This is a genomic window from Bacillus sp. P14.5 (assembly GCF_003316765.1).
Taxonomy (GTDB): domain Bacteria; phylum Bacillota; class Bacilli; order Bacillales; family Bacillaceae_B; genus Rossellomorea.
Window position 1 is genome coordinate 89,316 of record NZ_NIJF01000060.1, and the last position, 16,570, is coordinate 105,885.

General features: G+C 39.5%; 15 protein-coding genes and 1 pseudogene. 4 read left to right on the plus strand and 12 right to left on the minus strand.

The features are described from left to right. Positions 1–26: 26 nt before the first annotated feature. Both B9Z54_RS07845 and B9Z54_RS07850 read right to left on the minus strand, forming a co-directional pair. On the minus strand, positions 27–1,262 hold the full coding sequence (locus B9Z54_RS07845) for an IS110 family RNA-guided transposase (protein ID WP_113927867.1): 1,236 nt from the start codon (positions 1,260–1,262) through the stop codon (positions 27–29). Positions 1,263–2,151: 889 nt separating this feature from the next. Next, entirely contained in the window at positions 2,152–3,021 is an 870-nt protein-coding gene (locus B9Z54_RS07850; protein ID WP_113927868.1) for a cation diffusion facilitator family transporter, read from the minus strand. 251 nt (positions 3,022–3,272) lie between these two features. On the opposite strand from B9Z54_RS07850, the gene B9Z54_RS07855 reads away from it, so the two are divergent. Next, complete coding sequence (locus B9Z54_RS07855) at positions 3,273–3,782, plus strand: CBO0543 family protein (RefSeq protein WP_162785130.1); 510 nt, start codon at positions 3,273–3,275, stop codon at positions 3,780–3,782. A gap of 23 nt (positions 3,783–3,805) precedes the next feature. Here B9Z54_RS07855 and B9Z54_RS07860 read toward each other — a convergent pair whose 3' ends face one another. The 3 genes and pseudogenes from B9Z54_RS07860 to B9Z54_RS26655 form a co-directional block, all read right to left on the minus strand. Then, on the minus strand, positions 3,806–5,590 hold the full coding sequence (locus B9Z54_RS07860; protein ID WP_113927870.1) for an ATP-binding protein: 1,785 nt from the start codon (positions 5,588–5,590) through the stop codon (positions 3,806–3,808). 672 nt (positions 5,591–6,262) lie between these two features. Further along, positions 6,263–6,808 carry an ATP-binding protein gene (locus tag B9Z54_RS07865; RefSeq protein WP_113927871.1) on the minus strand — a complete coding sequence of 182 codons (546 nt, stop codon included), beginning with the start codon at positions 6,806–6,808 and terminating at the stop codon, positions 6,263–6,265. A gap of 266 nt (positions 6,809–7,074) precedes the next feature. After that, a pseudogene (locus tag B9Z54_RS26655) lies at positions 7,075–7,230 on the minus strand (transposase); the annotation flags it as partial. A 714-nt stretch (positions 7,231–7,944) separates the two neighbouring features. On the opposite strand from B9Z54_RS26655, the gene B9Z54_RS07875 reads away from it, so the two are divergent. Genes B9Z54_RS07875 through B9Z54_RS07885 form a run of 3 tightly spaced genes read left to right on the plus strand, consistent with a single transcriptional unit; the run spans position 7,945 to position 11,582 of the window. After that, positions 7,945–9,414, plus strand: coding sequence for a spore germination protein (locus B9Z54_RS07875; RefSeq protein ID WP_113927872.1), 1,470 nt, complete (start codon positions 7,945–7,947; stop codon positions 9,412–9,414). After that, positions 9,401–10,513 carry a GerAB/ArcD/ProY family transporter gene (locus B9Z54_RS07880; protein ID WP_162785131.1) on the plus strand — a complete coding sequence of 371 codons (1,113 nt, stop codon included), beginning with the start codon at positions 9,401–9,403 and terminating at the stop codon, positions 10,511–10,513. The genes B9Z54_RS07875 and B9Z54_RS07880 overlap by 14 nt, the downstream gene beginning before the upstream one ends. Next, positions 10,497–11,582 carry a Ger(x)C family spore germination protein gene (locus B9Z54_RS07885; RefSeq protein WP_113927874.1) on the plus strand — a complete coding sequence of 362 codons (1,086 nt, stop codon included), beginning with the start codon at positions 10,497–10,499 and terminating at the stop codon, positions 11,580–11,582. The genes B9Z54_RS07880 and B9Z54_RS07885 overlap by 17 nt, the downstream gene beginning before the upstream one ends. Positions 11,583–11,650: 68 nt before the next feature. Here B9Z54_RS07885 and B9Z54_RS25235 read toward each other — a convergent pair whose 3' ends face one another. The 7 genes from B9Z54_RS25235 to B9Z54_RS07910 form a co-directional block, all read right to left on the minus strand. After that, a complete protein-coding gene (locus B9Z54_RS25235; RefSeq protein WP_205207689.1) occupies positions 11,651–11,812 on the minus strand; it encodes a hypothetical protein in 162 nt (53 codons plus the stop codon). A 129-nt stretch (positions 11,813–11,941) separates the two neighbouring features. Beyond that, entirely contained in the window at positions 11,942–12,433 is a 492-nt protein-coding gene (locus B9Z54_RS07890; RefSeq protein ID WP_205207690.1) for a fasciclin domain-containing protein, read from the minus strand. Positions 12,434–12,559: 126 nt separating this feature from the next. Then, positions 12,560–12,736 carry a hypothetical protein gene (locus B9Z54_RS25240; protein ID WP_205207691.1) on the minus strand — a complete coding sequence of 59 codons (177 nt, stop codon included), beginning with the start codon at positions 12,734–12,736 and terminating at the stop codon, positions 12,560–12,562. 297 nt (positions 12,737–13,033) lie between these two features. Next, positions 13,034–13,324: a hypothetical protein gene (locus B9Z54_RS07895; protein WP_113927875.1), complete on the minus strand. Its 291-nt coding sequence runs from the start codon at positions 13,322–13,324 to the stop codon at positions 13,034–13,036. A 154-nt stretch (positions 13,325–13,478) separates the two neighbouring features. Continuing rightward, positions 13,479–14,039, minus strand: coding sequence for an MEDS domain-containing protein (locus B9Z54_RS07900; protein ID WP_113927876.1), 561 nt, complete (start codon positions 14,037–14,039; stop codon positions 13,479–13,481). 255 nt (positions 14,040–14,294) lie between these two features. Then, on the minus strand, positions 14,295–14,756 hold the full coding sequence (locus B9Z54_RS07905) for a GyrI-like domain-containing protein (protein ID WP_113927877.1): 462 nt from the start codon (positions 14,754–14,756) through the stop codon (positions 14,295–14,297). 305 nt (positions 14,757–15,061) lie between these two features. Next, positions 15,062–16,318 (minus strand): YeeE/YedE family protein, encoded by a 1,257-nt coding sequence (locus B9Z54_RS07910; protein ID WP_113927878.1) that lies wholly within the window; start codon positions 16,316–16,318, stop codon positions 15,062–15,064. Positions 16,319–16,570: the final 252 nt, after the last annotated feature.

Genomic DNA, 16,570 nt, shown 5'->3' on the forward strand with positions numbered 1-16,570 from the left:
TTTTGAAAATCGTTAGGCCATGATAGTTAAGCTGTTGATTTTTGATCTAGAATATCTATTTCGTAGCCCATATTCTTCAGTTTTTTTATAAAGTAGTCTTTCTTCCTTTCCTTGGTCGGAAGGTAGTCCCAACCGAGTTCTTTATACGGGGTTCTTTCTTTCAGGACTTGGTAAATGATTCTCAATAATAAATGTGCTAGTGCCATGTTTGCTTTGTACGGACCTCGTCGTTTTACTAAGCGATAATAAAATGATGACAGCCTACTATCCTTTTTTTTCATCGCGGCCCAAGCCACTTGGCACATTACAGTTTTAAGGCCTTTATTTCCTTTTGAGGACTTTGACCCTTTTTTTTTGCCAGCACTTTCATTATTACCAGGACTGAAACCACCCCATGAGGCTAAATGTTTTCCGGTTGGAAATTTAGACATATCGATTCCTATTTCCGCTAAGACGCTCGCCGCTGCATCTTTCTGAATACCTGGAATGGTGATCAATAAATCCATTTCTTCATTATGGGTAGTTACTAACTGACTTATCTCGGTTTCTAATTCCCCAATTCTTTCCTCGATGTATTCGAGGTGATCATAATGCATTTGAATGATCTTTTGATGATGAGCCCGCATGCGGCCGTTCAAGGCCTCCACGATTTGAGGGGCTTTCTTCTTTAGTGAAGTTTTAACCAATGCCTTCACTTCGTCTATCTCTAATACTTCTCCATTGAGGATAGCGTTTAGTAATAGACGGCCTGAAACACCAAATAGATCCGATACGTATGTGCTCAGTTTTATGTTGGCGTCTTGTAATATCTTGTGAATTCTATTTTTTTCTGAAGTTGCATGACCTATCAATTTACGGCGGTAGCGTGTCAAGTCCCTTAAATCCCTAAATTCTATAGAGGGCACAAAGCTAGATTCAATCAGTCCAGCACGTAATAGCTTTGCGATCCAGGCTGCATCCGAAATATCTGTTTTTCGTCCAGGGACATTCTTTATTCTTTGGGCATTAGCCAAAATTAAAGTGAATTCACCTTCAAGAATGTTCCAAACGGGTTTCCAAAACACACCGGTACTTTCCATCGCAACGTCTGTGATCTTGTGTTTAGCTAGCCAATCTTGTAGCTCAAGTAATTCGTTCACGGTAGTTCCGAAGGTTTTTGTTTCTTTTTTCGCTCTTCGGTCTAAGGGGCCGTAAAGGACACAAGCCACTACTGTCTCTTGGTGAACATCTAAGCCAGCAACACGTTCTAAAATAGCATCCATAAATCTCATCCTTCGTATAATGCTAGGTCGTACATTCTTGAGCGAGTATTTTTATACACGTGCTCATGGCAACAATCGGCGGTTCTCATGAATGTACTAGATCGGTTTCGTAAACGGGGTAAAACCACCAAAAAAGAGACGACCTCGGACCTGCATTAACAGGATGAACGGGATGATGCATGATTAAACGTTTATGACCTCCATTTTCATCAATCGGGGTGTCTGAAAGGACATGGGGGTTTCGTAAACTTTGTGGCTATTTAAATAATCTAATATAATCTTTGTAAGTTAATTCCACGGCTCACCGAATTATACTGGTAAGCAAGAAAGAAAAGAGCTGCTTTAAAGAGAAAAACCTTAGTATCCAGGGAATAATCCGGCTCTTGGGATTTCTTCGAAAGCAACAATATATGCGAAAACAGCCATTAATAAATACTGTCTGCGATTGTTCATGGTCCTTCTGCTCTTTTTGAATAAGAGTGTTTGGGAGAAAGATATTGTTTTCGACCCCCTTATCCTTCAATTTTTGATCGAAGGATGTAATGAAAGGCAAGGTGAATTCTCATGAACAAAACACTAACTAAATTAACTTACGATGAAATTGATAAATTACTTACAAATACAGACAAAGATCTTTTCAATAATATAAATTGGACTCTCGTTACTGAAGACGAAATGGAATCTCTATTAAGAACTCCTTAATGACAATCATTAAGGGGTTCTTTTATTTAGGTTCTATACTTTGTTGCTGCTAAATAATAATTCGAAAATAGCTGAAAGGAGGAAATAGAATTTTTATTCTTTAATGCATTAACGTACTAATAGGGACTGTCCCTTTTCGCACTGTAAAGCTGTGAAGTAAATTAGTCATCATGGGGGTAAGATTTAGTTAGTTGGGTTCTACGTGAACATGGACATCATAAATTTGGTGGGTCTCTTTCAAATGGTCTTCTACTTTAGAGGAGATATCATGTGCATCCTTGATATCAAGGGTTGAGCTGACGAGTATGACGATGTCGACAACTGTGTTGTTTCCGTATGCCCTTGCTCGTATATCCTTGACTCCTTTGACTCCAGGGACCTCCATCACCGCTCCTTGGTAATTGCTTAACTTTTTCTCATCATATCCATCCGTAAGATAATGAGAAGATTCGCGGAAGATATCCCAGGCGGTTTTGCAAATCAAGAGACCGACTATGGCTGCAGCCAGCGGATCGAGCCAGGCTAGATTGAACTGAGCCCCGATGATTCCAATTGCTGTACCAATACTCACCCAGGCGTCCGAAAGGTTATCCTTAGCAGCAGCCATCACCGCGTGGCTGTTTATCTTATTGGCAATTTGCTTGTTATAGCGGTACACGAAATACATGGCGGTTGCACTGAGGATGCCGGTCCATGCCGCAGTCATATCCGGAGCATGCTGTTTCCCTTCTATGACAGAAAGGAACGAACCGTACAAAACCTGAAGCCCGACCGCCATCATAATGAAAGAAGCAATAAGAGATGCTATGCTTTCAGCTTTCCAATGGCCGTATGGGTGGTCCTTATCTGCGGGTTTTTGGGATAATTTTAATCCAATCAAAACAGCTATCGAAGCGGCAATATCTGTTGTATTGTTTAATCCATCCGCCCTTAGAGCTTCTGAATCAGCTCTGAATCCTATTGTCAATTTTGTGATAGATAAGATGATATAAGCAATGATACTGATAAGTGCTGCTCTTTCACCTAATTTCAGATCAGCATATTTTTGTTGGTCCATTATGAATCCTCCGCTCTTTTAACCACTTTTATAGTACCAAGTAGTGTTGGAGTGGGTCTATAGCAACGTTCTTTCCTCTTTCTATCTATATAAGCAGAAAGAAACTAAGTTGCCTTAAGCCAATCTAGGTAACTAGGCAGTATTGGTTTTTTCAGACGTATATAAATTTCGTTATGTTTAATACTATAAACAGTATTTATAGGGAAAGGCTGGTGAAGTAAGTGGGTGAATATCAGACATTAACGTCAAAGATGAACGATCAATTGCTGGAAATCTATGAATATAAGCTGGAGCTATGGCAGAATTTTGTTCTGAACAGCTGGCAGTTTTGGTTTGGTGTTGCTCTCACTGTCCTCCCTGTAATTTTATGGCTCTATCTTCACGACAATAAGAAAACCGGCACCTTCTTGCTTGCCGGGTTAACTACCGCTATTTTGTCTGCTTTATTGGATACATCGGGAAATTTCCTTGGATGGTATGATTATCAATATGATGTATTTCCAATCGCTCCCAACTATATCCCATGGGATTTTGTATTTATACCTGTCCTCACCATGTTCACCCTTCAGTTTTTTACTAAGTTTAATATTTTGCTGAGAGGGGCAATTTTGTCAGCGTTCATTGCGTTCATCGGCTTGCCGTTGTTGAGCAGCATGGGTATTTACGTTTTATTGAATTGGAATTACTTCTTTTCGTTTGTTACCATGTTCATCATTTTCCTACTCTCTTATCTAGTGAGTAAAGCAGGACACCTTGGATAACAGAATGCCGTTAATAAGTTTGATTATACTAAGATTTTTGTTCTCATCTGATCTGACGCTTCTATATTCACATCTGCTTTTTCGCCCGGTGAGAGCATAATCGTCACGCCCGTTCCCCATTTTTCTTTACTTTGGATTTTCATGTCTCCCCCATAATCCCTGACCAGCTTAAAACAAATAGTCAAGCCTATTCCTGACCCCTTCTCTCGATTGGTATAGTAGGGTTCACCGATTCTGGACAAACGCTCTTTTGGAATCCCCCTTCCGTTATCAATTATCCTGATTCTGATTCGGCCGGTATGTCCATCAAGTTTCAATTTGATTTTTCCGCCCCGGGGAAGAGCTTCCAAACCATTCTTCAGAAGCGTAACCATAATTTGTTTAAAGTGCTGAGATCCCATATAAGTGATTAGCTGGGTACCTGGTGTTTCCATGAGAACAATTTCTTTCTGCTGCTCTAAAGTGATCCCCTCAAATAACATTTTAATTTTCTTAAGTTCTTCCAATACTTTAATAGGTTGAATTCCTGACTCCTTCCCTTCATTTTGTGCCTCTGGTCTGGCAAGCAGCAGTAATTCCTTCAGAACTTGTTCAATCCCGTTTATTTCTTCTAACACTGCCCCTTCCAGTTCTTTCAATTGATTTTTCTCATTCAAGAGTTGAATGAAACCTCGTATCGTAGTCAACGGATTGCGTATTTCATGTGCAATGCTGGCAGCCAGTTCACCTATAACCTTGAATTTCTCAGATGCAATCAATAATTCTTCTTGCTTCTTTTGGCTGCTGTAATCTATTCCGTAAAATAAAGTAAAGGTTTCAAGAGTATCGAGTTTCAGCTTTTTACAACCCCACTGTACAAAGCGGGTATCTCCGTTTGGAGTTGTCAGCTTCTGAAGGTGCCTGCTGTTTAATTCCATTTCGTATGGGTGTTTGAGAAGAGTCGAAAAATGCCTTCCCTCCAGTTCATGTTTTGAAGCAGATAATAAAGACAGCATAGAATCATTGATAGTAATGATGGTTTTAAATTTATTCAAAACAACAATATAGTTCGGATTAATGTCCATAACTTCTTCAAGGAGCCTGCTCTGTTTAGCTAACTTAAAATTCATATCCTTCAGTTTTTGAGACTGCATTTGATAGAATCCTATAAAAAGAATAACGGCAACTAAAATTGAATTTAAGCTGGAGAAATATAAAGGCAGCATTCCAAATCCGCTTATAACTCCATTTAGAAATAATAAGAGCCCTCCGGCAACTACACTTTTGTAAAAACGGCCATAATAAATATCTTTTGTATTAAATGATATCAGCAATAGGAAAAGTGTGATGATGAAAACCAGTATAATATTCATAATAAATGTAGAATTCAAAGGTCCATATATAGGCAATAGATGTGCAGGAGAAAGGAAGTCTTGAGAAATTAGTTCATATTCTCTTATCCCAAGGCCTGTAAAATTAAAAATGTATACAACCAGGCTGAAACCCCAAATAAATATAAGTCCCTTCTTATTAAATACTCTTTTAAAGGAATTCAATTCTTTATGTTTTCTGACCAAGTAGAAAGATAAATAATACATAACCGGGGTTATCATGATTGGTCCGATTCTTAATAGCCGAAAGAGCCTGTCCAAGGTTTCAGCCTGCATGTAGGAGTGAGCATATAATAAGGAGATATCAAGCTGCCAAAAGCAAATCAGCAATAGGAATAAAGCCAGTGCTTCGGACAAGGTATTTCTGGAGTAAACCAATAGTGAAACGGCCACTATAAACGGTATGACGGCTATGCCCATTAGCAAAATGAAGTCCATTGTGTTCCCCTTTCATATGATTATTGTATTTAGTAGAGATAGTTGGGGCTTCTAAATCTTTAGTACTTCAATACTTTCCCTTTCCGGCATTCCTACTCCTCCCGATGTGGCAACTAGCTACAGGCAATTCAGCAAAAAAAGCCGCCCAAGGCCTCCTTCATAGCAGAAGAAAACCTTGCGCGACAATCTATAATACCTATTTATTAGATAATGCATTCATACTTTATTTAGCCTCTTCGATAAATTTAAATGTCAGAGTGGAGAGAATGAAAGAGAATATAACTATCAGAGGCATGACGAAAAACAAAAAAATCATATCTGTTTTAAAAGTCCATGGTATAAGAGCCTCGTATCCTCTCCCTATAACATGAAAGAATAGTAGAAAGAAATTAACGACCAATCCAAAGTACAGAATCTTCTTTATAATTTTCCTCAGCTTTTTCTCCCCCTGACCTTTTATGTAAATGGCTCTTTCGGTAATTTTGCTGCTGTATAGAATTCGTAAGATGACTCCAAAATTAAAATTCAGGAATGAAAGGAGAGATAGAGCTGTTCCCTCTGTTTAGAGAAAAAACTCAGAATCCTGTATAAATCGGGCTCTTGAAATTTTCCTGAAAGCAGCGATTTATGCGAAAACCTCAAGTATAGAACACCCTTATCAAATACCAACTGTTATTTCTGCATCCTATTCAAAATTTCATCAATGACATGAAAAGCTTGCTCCGGTTCTCCTATTTCAAACAAATAATCAGCTTCTCCTCGATAAGGTGAATGGTCATTTTCTTGATTTTGTCGAATCAGGACCTCTTGAAAGGTGGAGGCACTTCTAAAGATATTTGTCCTTCTGGAGCTGCTGGCTATACGCTGTTCAAGCACCTCATCCGGAAGCTTGAAATAGACCAGAATACTGGAGAAGCCTTTCTTATGATAATACTCCAGAACCTTAAGACGGCTCTCGCGATTGAGATTCGCATTGCAAAGGATCAAGTGAAACGGAGTATTCTTAACCGCATATTCTACAATTGATTTAGTTATTGAAGTCTTCAATGTATTAGGGCCGTTCTCAGGCAGCAGTCTTTTATAGTGAGTATTTATAAAATCAGCGTGGTGATCCTGGTCAATAACAAGTGAGTTGTTCAACTGCTTTTCCAACAGTTTTGCAAAGGTTGATTTTCCGCTGTGGGTTTTACCGATCGTCATGATTAAAAACCTGTCCATGGGTATTCCTCCTTTTTGATCAAACACCAAAAATAGTTGAACTTATTTACAGGCTGCCTAACCTTTCTGCTTCAGATAAAATATGTACCTATTGTAAACTTTGCTGCTATAATTTTTTGGTCGAGTAATAGTGGTTTAATTCATTGGAAATACATTGGTAAGCAAGCAGAAAAATCGCTATGAATAAAACAATTGTGTATTTGACGGCACCTTTTAATTACATGCCAATTAAACTAGAGGATTCTGGCCCCATAATACCCGTGTCTCATGGTTTTCAAAGACAAATATTTGAACATGCAATATAGGATCAATTGCATCCGTTCCATTATCAAGACAATACTTATCTTTTAACTCTCGAAAATCAAATAAAAGATGATTGAATCGTTTATTCTCCGTAACATATTGTCTTGAGTAACGACGATATCCTAAAGGACGACATACTTACTGAACACCATTGTTTGTAGATTTATCATTGGGATCCACCCACTTATATTGATAGTTCTATTATATAGTAAGGCTTTATCAGCGGATAGTATACTTCCCCCAATGTTGATTGGAGTGGAAGGTGCGCGACCTCCTGCGGGACTAGCGGGACAGATGAGACCCCCAATAGCCCCTCGGGGTCAAATAACCCAAAGAGAATAAAAGGAAAGACCGCCTTTTTTTCTCTTTGGAACATTTGCCTGTCGGGCCTAATCAGGGCGCTTCCACTTTTTAAGCAGGCGAAGCCGAGGAGGCTCAACGCCCGCCCCGCGGAGTCGCGTGCCTGGAACGGAAGTCACACTTTTTCGTTAAGTTTGAAGTGGAAAACCAGAATCGCTCTTTGTAGTGATCGATTCTGCCTTTTTACTCATTTTTGCCCAGCCAGAATGATTTCTGTGTTCTTCCTGACAAAAGGATCTGGCAAGAGTTTCAGCACTCACCCATTCACAAGGCAGCTTGTAGGGCGTAAAAGGTTAGGCGCAAAATAGAAATTTCTTCATTGCAGCTGTTTAAATCCTTGAGCTTATTCTGAGTTTCACCATTTATGCGATTACCCGGCTTTCACAAGAATACATCGTGCTTGTAAATAAGTTTATTAATAAATTTTCTATTCTTTGGAAAAATAAGCAATAAAACTTTAAAGGGTGAAGCACATGGAAAAAAATAGAAAGGAAACCAGTGATGAGTACTTATTGAAGCTGACTGAAGTGATTCATCAAAGTGATGACTTTAAAGTATTCGAAACACCTGTGTGCGGCCAGGATATCAGTATTATGTATCTTGAAACGCTGGTGGATATCAATTCACTTTATCATCATTTACTGGATGTTTCTATCTATGCCGGCCGGTCCCTTGAAAATGTTTTAGCCTCCTATAACCCTGAACTTTTGTGCAGTTCATCAGATGTAACAGATGCATTGATCAAAGGCAAATTTGGCATATATATAAAGGCGGAAAAAAAGATGGTTGCAGTCAACCTTCCTAACACGACTGCCCATAGCAGATCCGTGGAAGAGCCGCAAAATGAATTGATTATCCGTGGTGCTCATGATGGCTTTGTGGAAAACCTTGTTGTCAATATATCTATCATCCGCAGAAGAATTCAATCAGAAAAGTTGAGAATTAAAATTGTCGAATTAGGAAAGGTAACGAAAACTAAGACAGCTCTCCTGTATATAGAAGGAATAACGAATAAAGAAATTCTTTCAGAAATTGAAAGAAGGTTATCCTATATAGATGTCGATATGGTCATCAGCCCGGGATATATCGAAGAATTTATTGAAGACAGTCCATATTCCATCTTTCCTCAAATGCTTAATACTGAAAGACCCGATAGAACCATGGCCGCTTTGATGGAAGGTAAAATCGCCTTGTTAGCGGAAGCTTCTCCTACCTGTTTGATTGTTCCCTCGACCTTCGTATCATTTTTTCAGTCACCTGATGATTATAACAGCCGCTGGATTCCAGCTACTTTCATCCGTTTTATCCGATATTTCAGCGTTCTGACTGCTTTGACTCTCCCTTCTTTTTATATAGCAGTCATTGGATTTCACTTTGAAGTGACACCTCCAGAATTGGTCATGCCTTTGAAAGCATCAGTCGAAGGAATTCCTTTTCCTCCTTTGATTGAGGCGTTCATCATGGAAATCACCTTTGAGCTGGTACGGGAAGCGGGGGTCAGGCTGCCGCGTCCCATAGGACAAACAATAGGTATTGTTGGAGGTTTGGTCATTGGCGATGCCGTTGTAAGTGCCGGATTGATCTCTAATATAATGATAGTTGTGGTGGCTGTTACCGCCATTTCTTCCTTTGTTGTGCCTAATAATGAGATGCGCTCTACTGTAAGGCTTTTACGATTTCCATTAATGATTATCTCATCTTTATTTGGTTTTATCGGCCTGGTTTTTGGATTGATTTTCATCCTGATTTCTTTAGTGAAACAAGAATCTTTTGGGGAACCTTACTTCTCCCCGTTTGCACCCTTCCGTTTTAATGATTTAAAAGACACAGTAATTAGAGCTCCACTTTGGAAAATGAATAAACGTCCTGAGAATGGAAGACCTGAAAAGGCAGATAGGCAAAAACCGGTTAGAGGGTGGGAAAAGTCGAATGGCTGCAAATAAATTAACAAAAGGACAGATGTTCTTCCTGCTTCTGCAGTCACAAGTTGGAATCGGCATCCTTTCCCTTCCTTATGATGTTTTCCAAAAAGCTGAATCAGACGGGTGGATTTCCATCATTGCTGCTGGATGCTGGATTCAGGTTATGCTTCTGGTCTATGTGGGTTTGTACATCAAGGTGAAAAAGGACCATTTTCATGCTCTCCTTGAAGAAGTGCTGGGCAAAAGTCTTGGTTACCTAACTGCGATTTTGTATGTGCTGTACTTTTTAAGCGTAGCAGTCCTGATCCTCACTCTCTTTAATGAGATTATTGATATTTGGGTTCTGCCAAGAACACCGAACTGGATCATAGGTATCATCATGGTTTTCCTTGGTTACTATCTTGGAAAAGAGAGCGTACAGATACTGGCACGCTTCAATGTATTAGTTACACCTATACTTTTTATTATGTTTTTACTAATTACTTATGCGCTGAAAGACGCACAGATACTCTACCTGCTTCCTATAGGTGAGGCTGGGGTGAAAAACATTCTTCTTGGAAGCCGGGAAGCACTATTAGCAATGCTTGGTTTTGAAATCCTGCTGGTGATCCTGCCTCTGACGGATGCCAATAATAAAAAGAAGCTGAAGTACGTGTCCTTATCGAACATAGTGCTGACACTTTCCTATTGTTATTTATCCATCATCAACTTTATGTTTTACAGTCCCGAAGAATTAAAGATCGTTCCTCAGCCTCTTTTATATATATTAAAATCCTTCTCATTCCAAATAATTGAGCGTACTGACCTTTTGTTCCTGACTATTTGGGTTGTGACTGTCTTTACTTCTTTTGTGAACTATTACTTTCTTGCAGTGTCTGCAGCCAGGCCCCTTGTCAAATCATCTGGCATCCAAAGGAAGCTTCCCTTAATATTTGCGATCCTTATTCTAACTGTGAACTATTTTATTAATGAGAATAATGTCTATCTGGTGGATAAAGTAAGCAAGGTGATTACCAATTCCAGCTATGCTTTTGTCATTGTGATTCCGCTTATCCTGCTGTTTGCTGCATATATAAAAAATATTCTTAGAAAGGAGAAAATGCATGAAGAGAGCATGTGAACTATTTTCGCTGCCGCTCATGATTCTGTTATTAACAGGGTGCTGGGACCAAACTCTTTTGAAAAATACCAGACTCATTTTAGCTGCGAGTTTTGATAGCTCTTCAGAAGAAAGAATATTGGCAGGTGTGACCACGCCGATTGTCTCTACAGCAGGTTCTGTTCAAAACAGCAAGGAATCTGTTGAATTACTCATGTCGGAAGGATTGTCTCCGAGGGATGCCAGGCTGGAAATTGATAATAAAACATCCCAGAAGCTGGACGCTTCCAAGCTTCTTATCCTTACCATTGGATCCGAGCTGGCTAAAAGGGACATTTATTCGGTATTGGACGTGTTTTATAGAGATCCTAAAAGTGCTTTAAGTTCAAAAATTGCAGTGGTGGATGGAGAAGCAATAGACGTATTGAACAATTCTCTTGATTCTAACTTAAGAGCAGGAAACCTCCTGACTGATCTTCTGCAGAGTGCCGAAAATAATACTACTGTATCCGTCGAAGATATCCAGACAATTTGCGCGGAAATGTTCGATGAGGGGGTAGATTTCATGGTCCCCTTTCTTACTCTTCTGCCAGAAAAGGAAATTAAAGTAGACGGAATGGCCATGTTCCATGATAAATCTTTTACAGGAAAAACCTTAGAGGTAGAAGAATCCAGGCTTTTTCTATTGCTTAAAGACAAAGTTGGCAAAACAGTTCCTTTCTCTTATAAAATAAGGTTCCATGAAAAAGAAACATTTGTGTCCTTCAAGGTAAAATCCCATAAAACAGATCTTAAAGTGGTGCCCTCTTCAAACGGGATTAAGGTCCCCGTTACACTAAAGGTTGAAGTGTCAATTCAAGAGTTTCCTGAGGACACACTTATGAAGAAGAGTACTATTGATGAGCTTACGAAATTGCTTCAGAAACGCTTAGAGGAAGATTCAAGAAAGGTCTTAGAAAAACTGCATGAAGCGAATTGCGATGGTCTGGGGATTGGAAACAGGGTTCAGGCATTTTACCCTGAAGTTTGGAAAAAACGGACTGGAATGAAGAGTATCGAAATATTAAGTTTCAGCCGCAGGTCAAGGTGACAATCGCTCAGCACGGTGTCATTGACTAATCTCTTAGCTTAAAGTAGAAAATGAGGAGACGATTCTCCTCATTTTTTCTCTAACTGTAAATCACACCACTGTAAATTATTTTTTCTTTGGCTTTCCTGAGCTTTCAACGCAACCTTTTCTAGACCATCCTGTGCAAACTCCACATCATTCTTCGGCATTGAAGGATTATACTGCAATTCTTTGTTTTTCTTTTTAGACACTTTTTTCACCCTCTCTTTTCCATTTACCCACTGTTTTATTTTGCTTATTTTCCCTGCAACATATACTCCAGACTAAAAAACGGCTGAGATCCATTAAGATCTCAGCCGCGTCTGATTTCATTATTAACTTTAAGGTAATAATACCTCATCAATCACATGAATCACGCCATTGGAAGCTTCAATATCCGCTTTTACAACGTTTGCATCATTCACCTTAACCGGATCAAGGGAAATATCAACCGTCTTCTTTGCCAGGGTTTCTGCCTTCATTCCTTCTTTCAGGTCAGTTGATAAGACCTTTCCAGATAGAACATGATACAGCAGTATATCCTTTAAGTCGTCTCTTGCTAATAATTCATCTGCTGTTATGCCTAATTTCTTCAATGCTTTTTCGAAGGCTGCATCTGTAGGGGCGAAAACAGTGAATGGCCCTTCTCCCTTTAATGTCTCAACCAATCCGGCTTTTTTCAAAGCAGCTGCCAATGTCGTGAATTCTCCTGCTTCTGCAGCTGTATCAATAATATCCTTTTTCACTGCAGGAGTTTCTGCTGCAAAAACACCGTTTGCTAATGTCATGAATATACTCATGATCACCAACAAAATCATACCTTTTTTCTTCATGAATACTACCTCCTTTTTTTAGCTGTAACCTCATTGAAAATTTCTTGCAATCTCCTATGAGTTTACTCCAATGGTAGTATTCGTTAATTAGTTCATCCTATACAACATTTATTAGCCTCTCTTTCGTTAGGGTCCATTTCCAGGTCCTGATCCTGGTCCAGCATTATAGTTCTTATCTTCTCCCGGTCTTTCCCCAGGGTTGATTCCCTTGATATTATTATCGTTTCCCCGCCTCTTCCTTCTCATATCTATCAAAAAGGCGAACAATAAGATACCGGCGATTAATACAGGCACCCACCACATTATTAAATTCCTCCTGTCTTCAACGATTTTTTTTTGAAAAGGGATTACAAGAAGTAGAAGAATGCGTATTCCCTATGCTTTTGGGAAAAGCGGGATAGCCGGTTTTCCCCTGAATTCTGAGATATTTCTCTCTATATGGGAAGAGGAACTCTTTTCTTTCTTGCTTAATCTTCTGCGAATTATTCGAAAATCAAGCATAATATTTACAAAGCATAAATAAGAAAGACATTTCCTTTATAAGATTATAGTTAATAGGAGGGGTATTAATTACCAAGGTGAGAAATTCTTTTTAGAGGTTTAGTGAATGACAATTGAGAAGAATGCGATAGTGTAGAGAGCAATGAAGATAAGAGAACCAGCAAAGAAAATGAACATTCCGACTCTTGAAAGGCCGGAAAAGCTCCCTTTCAACCAATAGGATAAGCTAAATGCTAATAAGGCTATAAGAAAGGGATACCTCCATGGAATGCCAAAAGTCAGAAAAATTCCTTCTATATTTGGAGAGAACTCCCCTATCAGCTCCAAAAGGAATAAAAGGCATACCAGAAAACCCACAGCAATCAAAGTAAAGCTGAAGTGTTTTTTCAAATTAATCCTCCTTTCCTTTCGGCAATGCAGGCAAAGATTAGAAGTGCAAGTAGGAAAATTTACATCTATACTACCCATTAGGTATGTAAAAACCCACCAGTAGAGAAGTGATTCTTAACTAAGCAGCTTTTTATGAAGTGAACTGGATTTGTGTTTAGCTGTGATTGACCCGATACTTAATGAGTTCATCAGTAATCGTGACTTGGTGAAACTTCATGAGTTTCTCCTCTAACCCAACAGGTGTGAGATTACTGTCATAGGCGCATACAGAAACCATACCTCTATCAGAAGCAAAAGCTTGTACTTGATTTTCGTAAAGGACTATTTTATCAAGTATATCTTCCTGATCACCCCATTCTACCAGCCCCCATGTCCAAACTGGTACACCTTGTTTGAGAAGGGGTTCAACGGTTTCCTTGAAATACGTAATGATTGAGTCAGGGTCAAAACTTTGTGTAGTAGAATAAAAATCATAATTATTCGAAAAGTGGACATTGGCCATTTCCTTCTCGCTGAGAACACTTTGTAATTCCTGCTTAATGCTAAGTAAATGCCTGTCGTTTTCAACAAGCAATACAGGACTGCCAGATTGGACTCCAGTTTTTATAAAAGCAACCACATTTTGAATATAGGTCTGTTCATTATTAAAATGATACAAGATGTGATTGTCCCGACCCTTGGATTCTTCTAGAACTTCCTTTATTAAACTGCTCATATATGTGTGACTCCTTATAATTTGACCTATTAATACTCTTATCAGCAATTTAAAATGTCCTTCTTGAATGAACTTCTCTATTCTGATTTATAATCATATTCATTTCCTGCAGTTCCCGGAGAAGCAGCAGCTCTTATCGTAAGTCTTTTTAAATATAGATATTATCTTAACATGTGCTGATATAGAATGCGAATGAACAGGACAAAAAGGAGATCGACAGAATTCAATTGGCAAATCAATATCTTATTGATTTTCTTACAGCTTTACCGGTATATAAATTTCCACTGCTTCATCAACGGGGTTTTCAGCAAGGTAATAAATTTCGATAGGAAATGAAGATTCGTATCGTTTTTGCCGTAAGCCGCTCTCTTTTATCCAGTTAAATATTGAAGTATAAGCTTTATCTATGCTCCTGTTTGTACAGGCTCCCCTTGCATATTTCATCTTTGGTATTCTGAATCCTGACATGCCATCTGGGATGCTAGTGAGATCAATCACTTCTAAACAAGCGAAATAAGTCACCATGATATCGTTACTCATATAGGGACTAATCAACACTTTCCTATCCACTGCATTTGGAATCTGTTCCATTTTACTTTCAAACTTCTGCTGAACTTTAATAGCAGCATCCGGAAATGAGTCCGGGAAGTTTGCGGTAATGCTTTCCCCTACTAGTAGGAACTCTCTTTCAACCATATCAAACTTCATTTGATCCATCAATTATTACCTCCATTTCCATATAAAGCATATTAATAAATTCGAGGGAGATGGCCTTAACCCCTCTTTATGTTGAAGAAAAAACATAAAAAAAGTTCAGTTGAAGAATATACCTCAACTGAACCAAGCAGACTGTTAAAATAGGCTGTTTTCGCATATATTGTTGTTGCTTTCGATAAATCCCAAGAGCCGGCTTTATCCCGGGGATACTAAGGCTTTTCTCTCTAAACGAAGAGAGCAGCTCTTTTCTTTCTAGCTTATCAGGGTAATTTCGGTTGGTTATGGCATTAGCTTAAGAAAAGAGCCTAACAAAATGTATCTTTAATTTTGGGTACTGAAAATCCGAACATCGGTCTTAAGAAAAGAGCGATAAATGTACCAGCCATGGCAAGGATTCCCCAAATATAACCATGAAGGCTGAAAGAAGCGATTCCTCCAAAGTATGCTCCGATATTACAACCGAATGCGAGGCGTGCTCCATAACCCATCAGCAAGCCTCCAATGACGGAAGCCGCTGCATTCTTGCCGGTAACTTTTGAAAATTTAAAAAGCCCGCCTGCAGCAGAAGCCAAAAATGCTCCCAAGATGACTCCGAAGTTCAAAACTGTAGTAGAATCTGCAAAAATGGAAGATTGAAGTACTTCCGCATTGGCTCCCTGCCAATATCCCCAGCTGGCAGTATCGATGCCAAAGAACATCGCAGCTTTTGATCCCCATAATGCAAAAGCGGATGTGATTCCCCAAGGAGCACCGCGGGTCATAAGAGTAAGAGCATTCAGTACAGCTAATGCAATGGCTGCAGCAAATAAAGGCCAAGAACCGCGAAGAATTCTTTTCCAGCCTTGAGCTGACGGGACTGGCGCCATTTTCGGTGATTTCTTCCTTCTTTCTACCACAATGGAAATCCAAGCAATTAGAGCGAATAGTGCAAGGGAAAGAACCCATGCCCCTCCGTAGCCTAAACCTGTGGAAGTTGCCAGTGAAATAGGTTCGAATGATGGCAAATCTTCAGTCCAGAACGGCAGGTGTGCCGCTCCAACTGTCGCTCCGATGATGAAAAACAATAATGTGATGAACATCACGGAGCGACCGCCTCCTACAGCATAAAGAGTACCAGAAGCACAACCGCCGCCAAGCTGCATACCAATCCCAAACATGAACGCTCCTACAACAAGGCTGACACCTACCGGCGATACATAACCATTAACCGGACCCCCAAAAAAGGACAAGCCGAATGCCAGGATTGGAGCAAATAGAGTAACCGCGACAGCGAGCATTAACATATGTGATCGCAGGGCTTCTCCGTTGCCGACAGACATGAATCTGCGGAAAGCCGATGTGAATCCAAATCGGGCATGAAATAAGGTATATCCCAGTAATAAACCGATGACTAGCAATAACGGTTGAGCTGGGGACTGAGTCATCATTAAGTAGATTATAAGAATGGCACTTACAAGCAGTCCGCCGTAAATCAAGGGCATTTGCGGGCTGTTTAACTTTGTATCTGAACGAAGGACTGGATCCTTTGCATCATTGATTGGTTGAACTTTTGTTGGAGTCATTACCAACCACCCTTTCCTGATAGTTTTAGTCGGAATTACTTTTCATATCATACAAGGGTATTGGCACTCTGTCAAAAAAGCTGATTGTGGATTGCTTAGATTTTTGTCAGTTAGGGGATTTTTGCTCTTTGATGAGTGGTGCTTGACCTGCCTCATCAAAAAGGGAAACTGTGTTTAATATAAGTCGAAGGATGTGCGCGGTTCATTAAAAGTGGTACCTGCGGCTTAGATGTAGGTCGGACGCCGAGCGCG